This is a genomic window from Bacillus sp. FJAT-45066, assembly GCF_002335755.1.
Classification (GTDB): domain Bacteria; phylum Bacillota; class Bacilli; order Bacillales; family Bacillaceae_I; genus Bacillus_CD; species Bacillus_CD alkalisoli.
This window is the reverse complement of record NZ_NISQ01000001.1, coordinates 543,967-559,803: the sequence shown is the minus strand read 5'-3', so window position 1 is coordinate 559,803 and position 15,837 is coordinate 543,967. Positions and strand designations below refer to the sequence as shown.

Annotated in this window: 19 protein-coding genes; 7 read left to right on the top strand and 12 right to left on the bottom strand. The window is 32.8% G+C overall.

Annotation, left to right across the window (positions count from 1 at the left end; translation table 11 throughout):
• Positions 1–91: 91 nt before the first annotated feature.
• From CDZ92_RS02775 to CDZ92_RS02765, 3 genes are all read right to left on the bottom strand, one after another.
• Entirely contained in the window at positions 92–1,390 is a 1,299-nt protein-coding gene (locus CDZ92_RS02775) for a lysine N(6)-hydroxylase/L-ornithine N(5)-oxygenase family protein (protein ID WP_096153429.1), read from the bottom strand.
• A gap of 11 nt (positions 1,391–1,401) precedes the next feature.
• Positions 1,402–1,614, bottom strand: a complete 213-nt coding sequence (locus tag CDZ92_RS02770; RefSeq protein WP_096153428.1) for a hypothetical protein — start codon at positions 1,612–1,614, stop codon at positions 1,402–1,404.
• A gap of 249 nt (positions 1,615–1,863) precedes the next feature.
• Positions 1,864–3,135: an ATP-binding protein gene (locus CDZ92_RS02765; RefSeq protein ID WP_227521454.1), complete on the bottom strand. Its 1,272-nt coding sequence runs from the start codon at positions 3,133–3,135 to the stop codon at positions 1,864–1,866.
• A gap of 265 nt (positions 3,136–3,400) precedes the next feature.
• On the opposite strand from CDZ92_RS02765, the gene CDZ92_RS19810 reads away from it, so the two are divergent.
• Positions 3,401–3,553: a hypothetical protein gene (locus tag CDZ92_RS19810; protein ID WP_176483696.1), complete on the top strand. Its 153-nt coding sequence runs from the start codon at positions 3,401–3,403 to the stop codon at positions 3,551–3,553.
• Between the two features lie 32 nt (positions 3,554–3,585).
• Here the strand turns inward: CDZ92_RS19810 and CDZ92_RS02760 are convergent, their stop codons facing one another.
• The 3 genes from CDZ92_RS02760 to CDZ92_RS02750 all read right to left on the bottom strand — a co-directional run bounded on the left by CDZ92_RS02760 (position 3,586) and on the right by CDZ92_RS02750 (position 6,242).
• Positions 3,586–3,855 (bottom strand): hypothetical protein, encoded by a 270-nt coding sequence (locus CDZ92_RS02760; protein ID WP_096153427.1) that lies wholly within the window; start codon positions 3,853–3,855, stop codon positions 3,586–3,588.
• Between the two features lie 143 nt (positions 3,856–3,998).
• Positions 3,999–5,063 carry a TolB family protein gene (locus CDZ92_RS02755; RefSeq protein ID WP_176483695.1) on the bottom strand — a complete coding sequence of 355 codons (1,065 nt, stop codon included), beginning with the start codon at positions 5,061–5,063 and terminating at the stop codon, positions 3,999–4,001.
• Positions 5,064–5,171: 108 nt separating this feature from the next.
• Positions 5,172–6,242 (bottom strand): undecaprenyldiphospho-muramoylpentapeptide beta-N-acetylglucosaminyltransferase, encoded by a 1,071-nt coding sequence (locus CDZ92_RS02750; RefSeq protein ID WP_096153425.1) that lies wholly within the window; start codon positions 6,240–6,242, stop codon positions 5,172–5,174.
• A gap of 453 nt (positions 6,243–6,695) precedes the next feature.
• Between CDZ92_RS02750 and CDZ92_RS02745 the strand changes: the two genes are divergently transcribed.
• Together CDZ92_RS02745 and CDZ92_RS02740 are read left to right on the top strand one after the other, a co-directional pair.
• The gene (locus CDZ92_RS02745) at positions 6,696–7,328 is read left to right on the top strand and encodes a hypothetical protein (protein WP_096153424.1); all 633 of its coding nucleotides are present in this window, start codon (positions 6,696–6,698) and stop codon (positions 7,326–7,328) included.
• Between the two features lie 18 nt (positions 7,329–7,346).
• Complete coding sequence (locus CDZ92_RS02740) at positions 7,347–7,967, top strand: hypothetical protein (RefSeq protein ID WP_096153423.1); 621 nt, start codon at positions 7,347–7,349, stop codon at positions 7,965–7,967.
• Between the two features lie 67 nt (positions 7,968–8,034).
• Here the strand turns inward: CDZ92_RS02740 and CDZ92_RS02735 are convergent, their stop codons facing one another.
• The gene (locus CDZ92_RS02735) at positions 8,035–8,427 is read right to left on the bottom strand and encodes a Spx/MgsR family RNA polymerase-binding regulatory protein (RefSeq protein ID WP_096153422.1); all 393 of its coding nucleotides are present in this window, start codon (positions 8,425–8,427) and stop codon (positions 8,035–8,037) included.
• Between the two features lie 187 nt (positions 8,428–8,614).
• Here CDZ92_RS02735 and CDZ92_RS02730 point away from each other — a divergent pair, with 187 nt between their 5' ends.
• The gene (locus tag CDZ92_RS02730) at positions 8,615–9,310 is read left to right on the top strand and encodes a helix-turn-helix transcriptional regulator (protein ID WP_096153421.1); all 696 of its coding nucleotides are present in this window, start codon (positions 8,615–8,617) and stop codon (positions 9,308–9,310) included.
• A gap of 132 nt (positions 9,311–9,442) precedes the next feature.
• Positions 9,443–9,685 (top strand): DUF2626 domain-containing protein, encoded by a 243-nt coding sequence (locus tag CDZ92_RS02725; RefSeq protein WP_096153420.1) that lies wholly within the window; start codon positions 9,443–9,445, stop codon positions 9,683–9,685.
• A gap of 60 nt (positions 9,686–9,745) precedes the next feature.
• Here CDZ92_RS02725 and CDZ92_RS02720 read toward each other — a convergent pair whose 3' ends face one another.
• On the bottom strand, positions 9,746–10,867 hold the full coding sequence (locus CDZ92_RS02720; RefSeq protein ID WP_255249766.1) for a class I SAM-dependent methyltransferase: 1,122 nt from the start codon (positions 10,865–10,867) through the stop codon (positions 9,746–9,748).
• 9 nt (positions 10,868–10,876) lie between these two features.
• On the bottom strand, positions 10,877–11,509 hold the full coding sequence (locus CDZ92_RS02715) for an MBL fold metallo-hydrolase (protein ID WP_096153419.1): 633 nt from the start codon (positions 11,507–11,509) through the stop codon (positions 10,877–10,879).
• Between the two features lie 68 nt (positions 11,510–11,577).
• Here CDZ92_RS02715 and CDZ92_RS02710 point away from each other — a divergent pair, with 68 nt between their 5' ends.
• Both CDZ92_RS02710 and CDZ92_RS02705 read left to right on the top strand, forming a co-directional pair.
• Positions 11,578–12,078 carry a hypothetical protein gene (locus CDZ92_RS02710; RefSeq protein WP_096153418.1) on the top strand — a complete coding sequence of 167 codons (501 nt, stop codon included), beginning with the start codon at positions 11,578–11,580 and terminating at the stop codon, positions 12,076–12,078.
• A 190-nt stretch (positions 12,079–12,268) separates the two neighbouring features.
• A complete protein-coding gene (locus CDZ92_RS02705; RefSeq protein WP_096153417.1) occupies positions 12,269–12,442 on the top strand; it encodes a DUF2759 domain-containing protein in 174 nt (57 codons plus the stop codon).
• 434 nt (positions 12,443–12,876) lie between these two features.
• On the opposite strand, the gene CDZ92_RS02700 is transcribed toward CDZ92_RS02705, so the two are convergent.
• The 3 genes from CDZ92_RS02700 to CDZ92_RS02690 all read right to left on the bottom strand — a co-directional run bounded on the left by CDZ92_RS02700 (position 12,877) and on the right by CDZ92_RS02690 (position 15,747).
• Complete coding sequence (locus CDZ92_RS02700) at positions 12,877–13,191, bottom strand: MTH1187 family thiamine-binding protein (protein WP_096153416.1); 315 nt, start codon at positions 13,189–13,191, stop codon at positions 12,877–12,879.
• A gap of 18 nt (positions 13,192–13,209) precedes the next feature.
• Positions 13,210–14,331, bottom strand: coding sequence for a hypothetical protein (locus CDZ92_RS02695; RefSeq protein WP_096153415.1), 1,122 nt, complete (start codon positions 14,329–14,331; stop codon positions 13,210–13,212).
• A 228-nt stretch (positions 14,332–14,559) separates the two neighbouring features.
• Positions 14,560–15,747 carry a M14 family metallopeptidase gene (locus CDZ92_RS02690; protein WP_096153414.1) on the bottom strand — a complete coding sequence of 396 codons (1,188 nt, stop codon included), beginning with the start codon at positions 15,745–15,747 and terminating at the stop codon, positions 14,560–14,562.
• Positions 15,748–15,837 lie beyond the last annotated feature (90 nt).

The window sequence follows — 15,837 nt, the reverse complement described above, 5'->3', positions numbered from 1 at the left end:
GGAGTCTCCGCCTCGCACGGAAATTAAATAAAAATCAAAAGTAAGCAATAAAACAACCTTTTACAAAACTACTTGTTAATAACTTTCTAATTTATTCGGGTAAAAACTGCTGAAAGATTGTGTTCATTTGTACTGGGTATATTTCTTTTTGGGCGATATCATTTATTATTAATTGATTTCGCATGACAGATAAACTTAAGTTCGTTGCACCAGTGCCGTGACTATGCTCTATATTCGTTAAAGTATAAAAATGGTTATCTCTATTATCTTTAAACTTTATTCGAAAATTAGAATCTACTTTAAATTCATTTTCGCTTTCCCATTCTATTTTATCTTTTTGGTTCCATATCCATGAAGGAATTTCTGGTTTATATCCAGTCGCTAAGATTACTTTATCCACTTTCAAGTTGAAGGTTTTTTTTGCTTGCCATTGATAACAGTCTACTGATATCTCACCGTCTAATTCCTTTATATTTTTCACTTCCGATAGTGGTTGGATCATTATTTTTTCATCTTTTCCATCAACCGATCGGTTGTATAAAAGATCATATATTTTTCTTAATGTCTCTGGGTCTACACCGTTTCGTAACAGATGGAGATTCTCTAATGCTTCCCTTCTTGTGTCATATTCTAGCGCTGTAAAGTAATTCACATAATCAGGGGAAAACAATTCTTGACTAAGTTTACCACTGTCTATTTGCAAGAAGTTGAAGGCTCTTGTTACCCATTTAATAGAATAATTATATTTTGTTTGGTCACGCAGTAATTCATAAAATATCTCTGCGGCACTCTGTCCAGAACCTACAACTAGAATAGAGTTTGATTGTTTCAATTCTTTTTCATATGTCAAATAGTCGGAAGTATGAAAAACATTTTTATTGATACTTTCTCTCAAACTATCTGGGATAAACGGCACGCTTCCCGTCCCAAGCACAATATGTCTAGCCTTATACACTCTTTCTTCATTAGAATTTGTATGCTTTATTATTACTTCATACACATTTTCTTCTTCGAGTTTTTTGTAGTTTAAACCAACGACACTATGGCCAAAGTGGCAATTATCCAATTGGTTCACCACCCATTTCGCATAACGATTATACTCTCTTCTCGGAATGTCAAAACGACGGTAATAATAAAATGCATACAATCTATTAGTTTTATGCAAATAATTTAAAAAACTATACGGGCTTGTTGGATCAGCGAACGAAACTAAATCAGCTATAAATGGTACTTGAAGGTCAGATTGTTCGATTAACATACCAGGATGCCACTCAAAACTGTCTTCTTTGTCAAAAAAGATAGATGAAACAGTATCTTGTCCAGCCAATAAAGATGCTAAACCTAGATTAAAAGGACCAATCCCAACCCCAATACAATCATATATTTTCATGCGCTTACTCCTTACCTTTTTATTTTTCCTCGCCTTCTAGTTATACCCCCTTTCCTTTCTGCTTTAGCAACTAATAGATCAATTTTTTGGTTAATCGAAAAAATACTTATAAACAACAGTAAACTTATGAGTAGCAATATGGTTTCAAACGTTTTTAAAGTTTCTAGCTTATTAAAATGAACATCAAGCAACAAAATTATTAATTGAATTAACCAGTCATTCATAAACATCCCTCCACAAAGAACATATGTTCTGTTTTATCGTACCAAAAGGAGTGACCGATTCCAACACAACTATTCTACTATTTTCCAAATAAAGCTTTTCCGTCTATTTGTCCAAAAAAAAAGACAGAAACTATAGTTTCTGTCAAAATGTGCGAAAGGAGAAGGAAACTGCACACAATATAGTATGTATCTTGTGACAATATGCTTGGCCTTTTATCTTCTAGCAAACGCACATTTTCTAGTAAAAGATTAATCTAAATCCACTTTTAATTTAAGCGTTACGTGTGTACCTTTTCCTTCTTCACTTTCGAAATGTAATTCCCCCTCATGTGACTCAATAATTTTTTTCGTTACATTTAGCCCTAGACCCATTCCTTTCTCTTTTGAAGTTAAGAAAGGTTCACCTAGTCGCTTAATCATCTCTTTCGGTATACCAATACCGGTATCTCTAATATTTACTACTAACATTTCATCAACAATAGAGTAATGTATATGCAGTTCACCACTATCTGACATTGCTTCCATTGCATTTTTCATAATATTAATAAGTGCTTGTTTAATACCATTTTCATCACCATACACGATAGGTTCCACTTCTGGTTCCGCTACTTTAACTACAATATTGTATAAAGAAGCCTCATAACTTACGATATTTAAACAATAATGTAATGCTTTTTTAAAATTAAAATACTTCATCTCTCTACTTTGTGGTTTAGATAAAACTAACATCTCACTTACAATTTGGTTAATTCTATCCACTTCACTTAAGACTAATTTCACATGTTCTTTATTTGGCTTGTCTGTTTCATCTAGTAATTGTATAAATCCTCTTATTGCTGTTAGCGGGTTTCTAATTTCATGAGCTATACCAGCAGATAACTCTCCTACTACAGATAACTTTTCCTTCTTTAACATCATTTGTTCCGCTTCTTTTAAAACAGAAATATCTCTTCCTATTGCAACTAGTGCCTTTCTATCTCCATTTTTGTGGTATAAAGGCACTTTAATAACATCAAATGATTTTCTTTCTCCTGAAGGTAACAAAAAGGATTCTTCACTTCTCGTTAACTTTTTGGATCGCCATGTTTGTTCATCCGTCTTTGCACAATACTCAAATGCTTCCTTGAAATATGGAGTGTACGTTGCTAACTCGTTATCTTTCTTGCCGACATAATCCACTTTATCTAATTCATATAACGATAATCCGTAATCATTCGCTCGGATCCAACGCCCCTCTCCATCCTTAAAGCAAACAAAATCTGGCATGGAGTTAATTAACGTAGATAACTCTTGCTCTCGTTCCTGCATATCATTAAATGCGTTTTGTTTTTTCATCATAAAAAATAGCAGGATTGCTGCTCCACCAACAAATACCCATCCTTTAATAAAATCAAGAAAGTTAACCATTTCTACTAGTTGAGTTTGAGCTAACATATATAAAAAATAATCTGTCGCTATTAACCATAAGCTCCCCACTAATAAAAATACAAGTGGAGTGATGATGTGCATTCGTTCTCTCATATGTAACTCCTACTATATTAAAAGTTTTTAAGTTTATATTTTATATTAATATACTAAATACAATCTTAAGTATATTATAAACTCTTTATCTATAAATAAACATAAAGTCCTAGTTGGGAAAATCAATGACAGAATTCGTGAATTATTCCTTGTTTTCTCCCTCGACTTTCCCAACTTTTATTTTAATAAAATAAGACGGAATGTTTTTAAAAAGAAAATAAGGGTATTTAAATGCTAAGAAAGCATTTTGAAGGGAGAATGAATCATGGAAGAGAAAGATGTAAGAGTGGAACGTAATGAGACAAAAGAAGATAGAGGGTTAGTAGCTTCTACTTTCATAAAATACACTGCATATTTAGTTATTTTCTTCGGTATTATTTGGTTCATCGTTACTTACTTACTACCAATGACTAACTAAAAAAAATGCCCCGTTACTTTCGGGGCATTTTTTTATACGTGTCCACCATATAAACTCGGACCAACAAATACGAAGATTAATCCGACAATACCAACAGCACCAATTAGTAAAAGGCTCGCTTTTCTTAGCCCTTTTTGATATAAAACTGTAGCACCAAAATAAATCGCCGCAGAAAGCCCTATAAATAACAATGCTTCTGATTGTGCAGGCCAACCGTACTCTGTTAATTGAATGAAAGTTTGTAGAATTAATCCAATAAAAATAAATGCTCCTATTAAAAAAGGAATATGATGTTGCTTCATAATAAACCTCCTTTGCTTCATGTCTATACATATAAAGTACCATAACAAGCAATTATTTTCGAATAATATACCGTTAGTTGAGACCGTGTTATTGTAAAACATTCGTTATTCACTATAAGAATTGAAATAATAAATAGACTTAATTATAACGCTGTTCCGGTAAATTGCGGCATTTGTAACGTGATGGACCTTATATTTTCACCGTCTAAGTCCACCGCCCACAATTTAAAATTAGGTTTGCCTCGATTCCAACTTTGGTCTTGAATAAATAAAAGTCGTGGTTCGTTATGAAAAAAAGTTGGTTCTGTAATAAACGTTCGAAAGCTAGTTAAGACTTCAACATTATCGCCGCTCTTATTCATCTTATACAATTCATAAATAAATTGAGATTTTCTCCTCGGATTAACAGTCGCTGCTGAAAAAGCGATTATTTCTCCATCAGGTGAAAATTTCGCACTATATATATCCTCTGTTTCAAAATCTGATTTTGGTTGTACTCGCTTTACTTCTGTCTCTTTTTCCACATCAAAAACGACTAACTCCGTACCTAACACCCCTGTATCTTGTTTCAATCCATCAATAAAACCGACAATCGTTTCAGTTAGCGGACTTGAAAGTTCACTCTTTTCGTAACTATCGTCCTCTGTTAATCGAATTTTATTGTCTCCTCTAACGGACATTTTATATAAATCCATTCTGTGTGGCCTTTTATTAGCACCTGGAGCATAGTTTGTATATTCTTCTGCTACTAAGTATAAAATTTCTTGATCATTTTTAGAAAAAATGGCGTCCGTAATAAGTTTATCTTCTTCATCAGAAATTTTCACTAAACCTGTACCGTCTACATTCATTATGTATAAACTTTGCAAAAGATTTTCTCCCAACTTTTCACGTGATAGAAACAAAAGCTTTTTACCATCATGTGAAAACCTTGGCCTTACATGACTTTCACTTTGACGAGGATATGTTAACTGATGAACGTCACTGCCATCAACATTCGCAATATAAAGTGCTCCATCTCCACTTTGGTAAAACGGAAACACAATTTTCTCATCGTCTGGAGATAATGTAACTGTTTCCCCAAAACCATGATCGATTGGCACCCATGCTGACGTAAACCTTTCTGAGAAAAAGTAGAGCATTACGCCAATAATAATGACGAATGCAATGAGTGAAATTGTAAAGAGTTTTAAAGTTTGATTTTTCATGTTGTTCGGTCCTTCCTCTACTTCATTTGCTTGTAGTTTTTCCAATAATAAGCATAAATACATGTAAAAAAAGAAAAAACCACTAGAAATGTATCTAGTGGTTAAAAATTACTTTTTAGCTTGTTTTTCGATTTGCTCTACAATGATAGTAAGTGTATCGTGTAAGCTGTCTTTGTTCATTTGTTCTAACAGCTTTTCTTTATGTTTTTGTAATGTTTGCACGCTTTGTAAAAAAGTATCTTTCGTTAAATCCTCTTCCATTAATACTTCCGCAAATCCTTTTTTCTTAAAAGAATTGGCGTTGAGTATCTGATCTCCCCTGCTAGCATTCCGGGAAAGTGGTATTAAAAGCATCGGCTTTTTTAATGCTAAGAATTCAAAGATGGAATTAGCGCCTGCACGTGAAATAATATAATCGGACGCAGCTAAAACATGCGGAAGCTCGCTAGAGATATACTCATATTGTTTATAGCCTTTAACATCTTTTAACGAGTCCTCTACATTACCTTTTCCACAAAGATGTACTATTTGAAAACTTTCTGTTAAAACATGTAGGTTTTCCCGTACATATTGGTTTATTTTTCTTGCACCTAAGCTTCCACCCATTATCGTTAGGATTGGCTTTGGTTCATGAAAACCTAATAATGCCTTCCCTTCTACTTTGTCTCCTTCGAAAAGTTCTTCTCTTATAGGAGAACCTGTAAATAAAACACGCTCCTTCGGGAAATGTTTCATTGTTTCGTCAAAAGTCACGAACACTTTTGTAGCAAATTTCGTTGCAATTTTATTTGCTAAGCCAGGTGTAATATCTGATTCATGAATAACGATTGGGATGTTTAACATTTTTGCTGCAATGACAACTGGAACCGTTACGAAACCACCTTTTGAGAAAACAATTTGCGGTTTTAGTTTTCGTAAAATAAAATAGGCGTCCGATACACCTTTCATAATGCGGAGTGGATCAGTGAAGTTTTTCCAATCAAAATATCTTCTTAATTTTCCGCTCGAAATCGAATGAAATGGAATATTTTCTTTATTAATTATTTCTTCTTCTATTCCATTTTTTGAGCCTATGTAATTTATTGTCCAATCTTTTTCTTTTAGTTTATTTATAATGGCTATGTTAGGGGTCACATGCCCTGCAGAGCCGCCTCCGGTGAATACAATTGACTTTTTCATTTACACATCATCCTTTTTTAGTTCCTCTCTAACACATTATTATCTAAATTAGAAATAAAGGCAAAAAATAAACGATAAACTAAAAAATTTTAAATTTATTGCTTAAGTTCCTTATTTACTTGAGTCCGTTTCATAATGTATGACTACTATACGAAAAACGAATGATAGCATCGAATTCTGTATTTATACGCTTTAATAAACGAACATATTATTTTGTATTTCACAGAAATATTCGTTTTTCATTAAACGAAACGTAATTATGAAATTGATTGACTTAATTCGCCTTTTTCGTAATATCTTCAAGAAAAGCTAGTGAGTAAATATTATTTAAAAAGGAAAGTTTTAAATAACAAGCTCACACAAACTAAAAATTTACTTTTTTTGTTAGATTTATAGAGTGCTATTATGTTAGAATATTTTAATAATTATACTTAACTTTTATAGAGGTGTGTTATGGAGTTGCTTCAAAAAGAATTAATCTTTTATACATTGTTTTTAGGTGTAGGGTTTTATATTGTTTTCCACTGCATATTATTAATTGGGCAAAAAGGAGTTACTACAGCAAGTTTTACATCAAGAATGATGGCTTATAGTTTTTCTGGAATACTGATAGTTTGGGTCACGTTTTATACTTCTAATACACCTTATACAATACATGACTATATATTTTTGCTTATTCCGTTTGTTATTCCTTTTTTCTTTATCGTTTACAAAGATAGTAAAAGCTATGAAGTAAAAGTAATACAGTACAATTACAAGCAAGTATTCCATATACTTGAGAGCACCTTATCAAAAAACAACTATACATTTAAACAAACGGATGAATCAGAGCCTGGTATTTTTCGTGAAAAATATAAAACACTAATGGAACTTGAAAATGGCCGGATTACTGTCTCATGGGTAGATAAGAAACAGCCTACTTTCATTATTATTTTTCAACATTTTAAGGATAAAGATTTACGAAATGAAATGATTTCTATATTTCGAGAAGAACTACAAGTTGGTAGTTACTTGAGACTAATTGGATTTGATTTATTAATAGGTATCCTTTGTATTATCTATAGTACGTACCACTTACTCGGGTAAGAAAGGGGAAAAAGAGGTTTGGAGAGTATAAATTTGCTACTACTCGCAACTATTATCCCAGCAATATTTGTGTTATGGGATGCGTTTTTTTCACTCATAAAAAGAGGAGTAACATTTGAAAGACATGTAAGTCTAGTTATTCGTGCAATGATTGTTATACCGGTATTTTATTTTATACTTCATAATTTTAACGAGAAAATTAATCCGATATATATAACGGTTATTTTGTTAGCGGCTATCTTTTCGTTCATTTTTTTCAGAAGAAACATTGATTTTTACACATTGAAAAAATTCAACCCAGTTCAATGTGAAGAAATATTGGAAAATATGCTAAATTCAAAGCATATATCGTATGATAAAAGATACGAAAAAGAAGAACAATGGACTAGATATGACAAGAAAGTTATATATGAACTCAAGGAAGAAAACGAAAAAATTGAATTAGTTTATAACGGTAATAAACAGTACCCTTCTATTCGAATGAAAGCATATCATTTGGAGGATCGTTATTTGCTACAAGAATTATTACCTGATTTTCGTGCAGTACAAGAAAATCGCAGATTGCAGCTTCATGTACTTTATCAAGTAGTAATTGGGTTGGGTTTATTAATTATAGGGGTATTACCGAATATTACATAGTAGTTCAAAAAAAAAGCAAAGTTCCATTTTTAAAGTGGGACTTTGCTTTTTTTATTGAAAAGTTTTATCAGGAAACTGATTTGTGTTGTAATTGTTTCTTTTTATTTTTCTTCGCTAAGTTCGCAAGGGCCGATTCATTGTAACCTACGATTAATTTCTTACCACTGACTATAATAGGTCTTCTTAACAACTTTGGTTCTTGTTGTACAAGCTGTATAAGTTCTGAAATGGATAATTCGTTTACATCCACATTGAGGTCTTTGAAAGATTGACTTCTAGTAGCTAGGATCTCATCAAAACCTTCCGTTGTTTTAGAAAGTATCGTTAACATTTCTTCAAATGATGGGGTTTCTCTAAAGATATGTCTTTCTGAAAATGATAACTCGTTCGCCTTTAACCATTTTTTAGTCTTCCTACACGACGTACAACTTGGGTAACTATAAAACGTAATCTCGTTCATCTTTGTTTCCCTCCCAATTAATTGTCTTGATATCAAAGTATGATTATTAAACTTATTGTATACCATTTGTATAACTTTTGTACATAAAAATACACAAATTATTGTGAACAATTTACAACATTTTTTGGAATATATATTTTTCTTACAAAGTCTGTAATATAATATAGGAAGAAAATGAGGTGATAAAATGGATGATGTATTAAAAATTACAAATGTTCTAGGGGATCAAACAAGGTACTCTATTTACGATTATCTAGTTCAACATAAAAATGAGGTCGGCGTACAAGATATTGCAGATAAGTTTCACATTCATCCAAACGTAGCTCGCCTTCACTTATCAAAATTAGAAGATATCCACTTAATCCAATCCTACTTAAGTAAAACTGGAAAAGGTGGACGTCCAAGTAGAAAATATAAAATTTCCGATAAATCTATTCAATTATCATTCCCATTTCGTGATTATCAGCTTCTAGCTAAAATTGCGATCGAGTCGATGGCAGCTTTAGGTGAAGTAGGTAAACAAGCGCTTTATCAGACTGGGAAGAAGTTTGGTCATGAAATAGCACAAAAATATTTTTACGGTCAAAGCTCATCACTTGTATCGTTAGATAGAAAAGTAGATATAATAAAGGATATTGCTACTAGCTGTGGCTTGTATGCTGACTTTCACGTAAGAAAAGAAGAGCAATCTATACATTTAGCTATTAACAACTGTCCATTTAAAGAGTTGGTAGATAGTGAAAAGCATTCTATTTGTCATATGCATCTAGCTTTTCTTCAAGGAATATTTGAAGAAGTGCTAGACGGTGCAACTTTGCAAGAAATTGATAATATGGCTGATGGTTGTAAACAATGTACGTATAAGGCTTTTCTACCAAACTAACGGTATTCTTCACAAAGTTGACATTTTTACTGTGATAAAAGACAATAAACTTATGTTTACAATGCCTGTAAAGGTACATTATAATAGTTAAGTGACATAACTTGTATTTAAGTGCGTAAGGAGGGGATACATATGGAACGTATGTACCGTGTTTTAGGTTTTTGGACTGGGATTTTCGCTGTAATGTTCTATCTTGGCCATATGCCACAAACGTCATTATTATTCTTTGGACAAACGGTATTCTTTGTGTTTTTAAGTTTTCTAAAATTATCTGAACGTATGTACATTTATATCTTTGGTGCATATTTAACTATTTTCTTCGTTGGTTTCTCTTACTGGACAACATTTATGATGGTACCAGGTCAAGGTCATTAATTTGAAAATAGCTAATCATAATAAAAGCGATGACATTAAATGTCATCGCTTTTATTATTTTTAAAATTTTGGTGTTTCTTCTAAAATAACTTTCCAATCCATTTCACAGTTCTTTGATTGTACAACGACTGTAAATCCTTTGCTAAGTCCACTCTCCATAACTAGTGAACGAATGGCACGGTTCTGTTTACTTTTTTCAGAAAAAGGATTCGTATCATAGTTCTCTTGTAAAAAATTTAATATCCCTGCTGCAAGGAGGAATTCGCCTTGTTTTTTTGTAAAGCAATGTTGTATGTTTAATTCTGTTCCTACTTGTTCTAAAGCATATAAATGAATATGAGTAGTTAAATCCATTTCACCTACATGTAATAGCGGATTTCTTATCATTTCATGTTTATAATAGCCACGTAAGCTTCCATCCATTAATTCTGGACTCAGCCATTCTTCCAACGTATATCCATAATCAATTGTATATATTAACCCTTTCTTTACCTTCTCAGCAACAAAGGCCAAATGTTTTACCATTGATAAAGGAACCTCAAATCTTTGGTTCTCACTTAACTCGATAGAAAACTTGTTTAAGTAATCTATAATAGGTTGATTCTCTAACGGAAAAAGGACTTCCATCATTTCGTTTTTAGAATTAGTAGTAATGTGTACTTCATTAACTACTCTTTCTCTCTTTTCAATAACATGGACTGGAAAAGCATCATATAATTCGTTAGAAAACACAATTCCTTCTATTGATTCACATTCATTTAGGCTTGACTTGTACACGACATTAGCATCAGTTGGTAGCAACTTTTTTTGCTCGGAAATATGGTACTTACTCGTCTCAATCATACAATAGGTTAGACCATTGTAAAATGAAACATCTATTTCCTTTAGTTCTTCTAATAGTTGCTTCGCAAATCTACCCGTACCACCACCAATTTCGTATATAAATGGCGGCAGCTTTTTCTGTTGAAAAACTTTATAAAAGTGTCGAGCAAATAGTTTACCAAACACATTACTTACATTACTAGATGTGTAAAAGTCACCTTCTTTTCCTACTTTTTTCGTATCCTTCATGTAATAACCGTAAGTAGGATGGTAGAGTACTTCTTGCATGAAATCTGCATATGTAAGGCAATTATTATCTGAAGCTTTTATCTTTTCTATTAGGTGGGTAAGTATTGTCATACAAACTCCTTAAAATCCATTTAAAAACGGATTGCTATCCATTTCCACTCCAATTGTCGTCTCTTGACCGTGGCCTGGTAGCACTGTTGTTTCTTCAGGTAGAGATAATAGTTTATCATGAATACTTTTAATAAGTAGTTGGTGGTCACCACCTGGCAAGTCCGTTCTACCAATGCTACCAGCGAACAATGCATCTCCTGCAAAAACAGCTTCTGTTTCCTCATGATAAAAACTTATGCTTCCAGGCGAATGGCCAGGCGTAAATAACACTTGGAATGTAAATGCGCCTACTGTTAAGGTACCTTCTTCTTTAATTAAATGCTCTGCTTTCGATGCTTTTATTTCTCCAAACGGGAAACGATGCGAGCCATTTAAAGCCGGATCAATTAACCAATTTTCTTCATTTTCGTGTATATAAACTGGGATGTTCCAATTTTTACGTACTTCTTCCACTGCTCCAATATGGTCAAAGTGAGCATGTGTTAAAAGAATAGCAATTGGATTTAATTTATTTTGGGCTAAATAATGGTTAAATGCCTCCCCTTCACTACCTGGGTCAAAAATAACACAATCTTTGTTTTCGTTTATTAAAAGGTAAGCATTTGTCTGTAATGGTCCTAACGGAATTTGAATATATTGCAACTTTTTTCATCCACCCTTCTTGAACAATTCTACTAACTATTTTACACTAAAATGAAGAAGAAAGACGAATGAAAGGAAATGATAGAATGAAAAGAATGTTTGGTATAGAAATTTCCTGTTCATTAGAAAGTCCGGCATACTTTCAAAATGTCATAGCTCCATTAAAAGAAACTGCTAGCATTTATGATGTAGATGAGCAATTGTTAATCCTTGAATCTGCGGCTGAGGCAAAATTCATTAAAAAGCTTCTAGATGACAAATGCATGTTAGAGGAAACGTATATTTTAATACGTTTAGATAACCCTAAAATTGGTAGCAGTTTTACTGATTATGGATTTGAAACATCCAACCATCACTATCTGTATGAGGATATGATATGTATGTTCAAAGTCGTAAGTGGAAATAAAGATGACATGGAAATGGCTTTACTCCAAATGAACGAGTCCATTATTGGAATGGAGATCGTAAATTCTACTACATACATCATAGATAAGCATCAGAAGGAATTTATCGAAAAAGTAGCCAAAGCTTATGACATAGAAGTGTCATTTTTGGTCCTCGACAAATAAGCATAAAGAAGATAAAATAAAAAAGAGTGTAATGTACTTATTACATAGTTATATTTCGTTCATTTCATAATGGTATATCGTTTATTGAAAAACATCCTTACGTTCGTTTTTCGTACCGTAATTATACATTATGAAAGGAACTCATTTAGTGTAGTTGAAAATAGAATTGATTGTAGAGGGGGCTTTTAACATGCCATTAGTTATTATTTTCGGACTAGTTACGATTTTATCTGCCATTGCTGCTGTTCGTACACTTCGTGAAAAGAACTTCTTAGGTTTACTTTTTGCATTTGGCACAGTAGCTGTATTCGGTTGGTTTACTGTAATGACCATTATAAATTCAGCTTACCCAACGCCTCACTAATCCTTTAGTAAAGTAGCTTAGGTAGCAGTATTTATTTTAAAATTACCAAAAGAACACTCCTGCTTGGGGTGTTCTTTTTTATTTACCACTTTGTTTAGTGTAAATAATTTTTTAGGGAAAGAAGATTAACTTCCATTGATAAGGTGAATATAATAACATGTACATTATCCTACAGGCATTGCAGTTTTTTCAGTTACTGTGTTAAAACACTTTTGTAAGCGATTACAACAACATCAGAATTGGAGGGATCTTTATTGACCATTAAGCTTTTATGTAGTTCATGTGATGGTAATAAAAAAAGAAGACTTGGCTTTTTACCTTTTTTAATTCGCTGTGGAAATTGTAATGGATCTGGCAAAATATTTTGGAGAAACAAAATACAGTAGAAATACGAAAAGGAGAATTGGCTCAGCTGCCAGTTCTCCTTTTCTACATTACTCATTTAAATGCTTTTGTACAGAAGAAAGCTTTTCTTGCATCGTCGCCTTTTTGTCTCTTCTATCATCAATACGTATGTTTGTTGCTACTCTTTGAATTCCTTTGTTAAACGGTAGTTCGTGAATCGTTTGAATTACTTCGAAAAGTTGTTGTAAATCTCCTTCTATTAATGTACTCATTGGTGTTAATTGGTAAGTAATCTTACCTTCCTCTTCATATCCTTTAAGTACTCTTTGTATATCAGCTACATAATTACTTACACTAGGTCCTTCCGTTCCAATTGGTATAATGGTAACATCAACAATTGCCATCTAAATTCCTCCTACTAATTATTGTACATGAACTAATTCTACTATTGTTTCCGTCTGAAAATCTATAATTTGCTCTAATTGGTATCCGAATAACGCAAAGTTTCCACCAGGAGATATTTTAAAAGGCCTATTTTCTACTTGATTAAGTATTGTATGAAGCTCACCGTCTTTCGATAATGAAACTAACTTAAATCCTCTATCATACATATCTAATGAACCACTTTCATATGGCAGTATCAAATAATAAGTATTATCTTTTTCACTAAAATCTACATGTGGTACTACAATGGTAGAGTACATAGTTAATATTGGTGATTCTGTTTGTGCCTTGATTTCCATGCTTTGATTGTCCATTATGGAAATGCTAACTTCCGTGTACTCTTCATTATTTAATTGTAGTGTTAACAACTCTTCACCACTTTTATGAAATGAAACAATGTTTTCTAACACCCGTTCGTGTTCCTTTTTTTCATATGAAAATTTATAAAGTGGTGCGGATAATGATGGTTCATCAAAGTCCCAATATAAATATCCCAATTCCTCCGATGTTAACCAATGTAAAAAAGGGTTAGGTGCTTCAACCTCCACAATAACTTTCTTATTCGTATTTATAGTAATACTCTCATAAGTCCAATCTTCCAAAAAGGTAGTTACAATTAACATTTCAGGTTTTTGCTCGTTCCATGCAAAGAAGATTTCATTAGAACGAAATGACCACCGCTGTTTTTCTTTTCCACTATTTTCAATAATTACAATGGTTGCTTCAAAGGTCGATGTTGCCTCATGGATTGCTACATCTCCTTCTTTATTTAATTCAAGATGAACTATTGGATAGGTAGAACGATATATTTCATTTATTTCTCCGCTGAGAATATTAAATGTTTGCACAACTGAATAATGATTTGAAGTTTGTAAAACTAGTACACTTTCATTGTCTAGCCAATCAACTATACCAATAAAATCATGTTCCGACATTTTTAGTTGCTTGAACATTTTTTCATTAAAATACGAGTAAAAATTTCCGCTTTTTTTAATGTTTTCTTTTGGAGGAATAGACGATGAAGGTTTAGCAATTTCATTTACTTGAGATTCACAGCTTACTAAAAATAAAAAGAAGAGTATGAAGAAAATTTTTTTCAACTTTCACATCAACTCCTTCTCTACGGGCTTTTCATTTATTACGATTATGGACCATAGAAAGTTTCGTTTCAAGCAAAAAGAAAAGCGCATATAAGAATATATCAAATGTTTGACTTATAAGCACTATGACTCTTTATATTTTTTTATGATTTTATATGAGTGAGTTTCATAATGTACAATTACTAAACGAACAGTAATTAAGAAATTGTTTCACATATATAAAGTGTTTCACATATATAAAGCCGCTAACATGATTCCTAGTGTTTTCTTGTATACGCTTGGAAAGTGTGATAGTGGTAGTGGGTTAATACCTTTACCTAATTCAAGTGTAAAGCCGGGTTTTTTAAATTCTTTTATGAACCAATCTTTGTAGCCTGCATGACTGTCTACATATTGTACTGCTTTATACGAACTAACACTTTCAAATTCCTTTGCTAAATTACTACTTACGTTTGGTTCAAAGCCCTCATAGCCCCAGTAAAACTCTTCTCCTTGCGTGTGGAAGGCTAGAACTCGGTCAAAGTTTTCTTTATGCGCTAACTCCGCCATCGCTTGCGCTTCAGGTTCGGTTAACGGTGCATCTCCAGGGTAATCGCGTGGAGCTGGATTCTTTGGTATTTTACGCTCTTTCTCTATCTCCCAATTGGCCGGATATTGATTATTTAAATCTACACCCCTGATATTTGCTTTCCAAGCTGTAAACTCATCTAACCCTTTATTTATTCGTTGGACGTTTTGGGAATACGCTGTTTCTTTTGGTAAGCCATTTAAAACTAAATCAACACCATCTGGGTTTACCATCGGAACAATGGATAAGGTTACTTCATCATAAAACGGAGACATATATAAACTTCGAACCATTGTAGCGTTTGTTAGTGAATGCAAGTAATCATTTAGAAACTTCATGATTACGACAGTTGTGATCCATTCATTCGCATGAAAACTTCCGTTGAAATGCACTTTCTTTTTCCCTCGACCTATTTGCAAATGCTGAATTGGTTTACCTAAGACGGAATGTCCTATCGTTTCGACTTTCACAAAAGGAAACATTTTTCCAAGATATTGAATGTGTTTTGCTAGGTTAGCAGAGTTCATTTTCTGCACAATGTTTATTTCGTTACCTATAAGACGTCTTGGCATGGACAGGCTAGTAACGTCTGTTAAGTTTGGTGATGATTGATTTAATAATTGTAAACTATCAAGTGGCAGTTGAGTTTTTTGACTGAAGCTTTGAATGGTTTCTAATTTATGTTTTGATACATGTACCGCTTCATACCCAGGTATTGAAATTTCTGCCCCTATTTGTAAATTATCTGGATTCATCTGGCTATTTGCATCTAAAATTAATTGGAGTGGAAGTTTGAATAACTTACTATAGTACCAAAAAGTATCTCCTTTTCTTACTTTAACTTTCATATATGTTCAATCCTCCTAAAAAGGCATGCTGCTACTAATCTATGAAGTTAAATGTAGAAAAGAACTTGAGAACATAAAAAACCCCATTTC

What these genes read in the sequence shown, in the direction of transcription:
- CDZ92_RS02765 (WP_227521454.1), bottom strand. Translation starts at nt 3,135, where the DNA reads ATGAGAGAACGAATGCACATCATCACTCCACTTGTATTTTTATTAGTG.
- CDZ92_RS02745 (WP_096153424.1), top strand. Translation starts at nt 6,696, where the DNA reads ATGGAGTTGCTTCAAAAAGAATTAATCTTTTATACATTGTTTTTAGGT.
- CDZ92_RS02725 (WP_096153420.1), top strand. Translation starts at nt 9,443, where the DNA reads ATGGAACGTATGTACCGTGTTTTAGGTTTTTGGACTGGGATTTTCGCT.
- CDZ92_RS02750 (WP_096153425.1), bottom strand. Translation starts at nt 6,242, where the DNA reads ATGAAAAAGTCAATTGTATTCACCGGAGGCGGCTCTGCAGGGCATGTG.
- CDZ92_RS19810 (WP_176483696.1), top strand. Translation starts at nt 3,401, where the DNA reads ATGGAAGAGAAAGATGTAAGAGTGGAACGTAATGAGACAAAAGAAGAT.
- CDZ92_RS02710 (WP_096153418.1), top strand. Translation starts at nt 11,578, where the DNA reads ATGAAAGGAAATGATAGAATGAAAAGAATGTTTGGTATAGAAATTTCC.
- CDZ92_RS02690 (WP_096153414.1), bottom strand. Translation starts at nt 15,747, where the DNA reads ATGAAAGTTAAAGTAAGAAAAGGAGATACTTTTTGGTACTATAGTAAG.
- CDZ92_RS02730 (WP_096153421.1), top strand. Translation starts at nt 8,615, where the DNA reads ATGGATGATGTATTAAAAATTACAAATGTTCTAGGGGATCAAACAAGG.
- CDZ92_RS02760 (WP_096153427.1), bottom strand. Translation starts at nt 3,855, where the DNA reads ATGAAGCAACATCATATTCCTTTTTTAATAGGAGCATTTATTTTTATT.
- CDZ92_RS02705 (WP_096153417.1), top strand. Translation starts at nt 12,269, where the DNA reads ATGCCATTAGTTATTATTTTCGGACTAGTTACGATTTTATCTGCCATT.
- CDZ92_RS02735 (WP_096153422.1), bottom strand. Translation starts at nt 8,427, where the DNA reads ATGAACGAGATTACGTTTTATAGTTACCCAAGTTGTACGTCGTGTAGG.
- CDZ92_RS02755 (WP_176483695.1), bottom strand. Translation starts at nt 5,063, where the DNA reads ATGAAAAATCAAACTTTAAAACTCTTTACAATTTCACTCATTGCATTC.
- CDZ92_RS02775 (WP_096153429.1), bottom strand. Translation starts at nt 1,390, where the DNA reads ATGAAAATATATGATTGTATTGGGGTTGGGATTGGTCCTTTTAATCTA.
- CDZ92_RS02770 (WP_096153428.1), bottom strand. Translation starts at nt 1,614, where the DNA reads ATGAATGACTGGTTAATTCAATTAATAATTTTGTTGCTTGATGTTCAT.
- CDZ92_RS02700 (WP_096153416.1), bottom strand. Translation starts at nt 13,191, where the DNA reads ATGGCAATTGTTGATGTTACCATTATACCAATTGGAACGGAAGGACCT.
- CDZ92_RS02720 (WP_255249766.1), bottom strand. Translation starts at nt 10,867, where the DNA reads ATGACAATACTTACCCACCTAATAGAAAAGATAAAAGCTTCAGATAAT.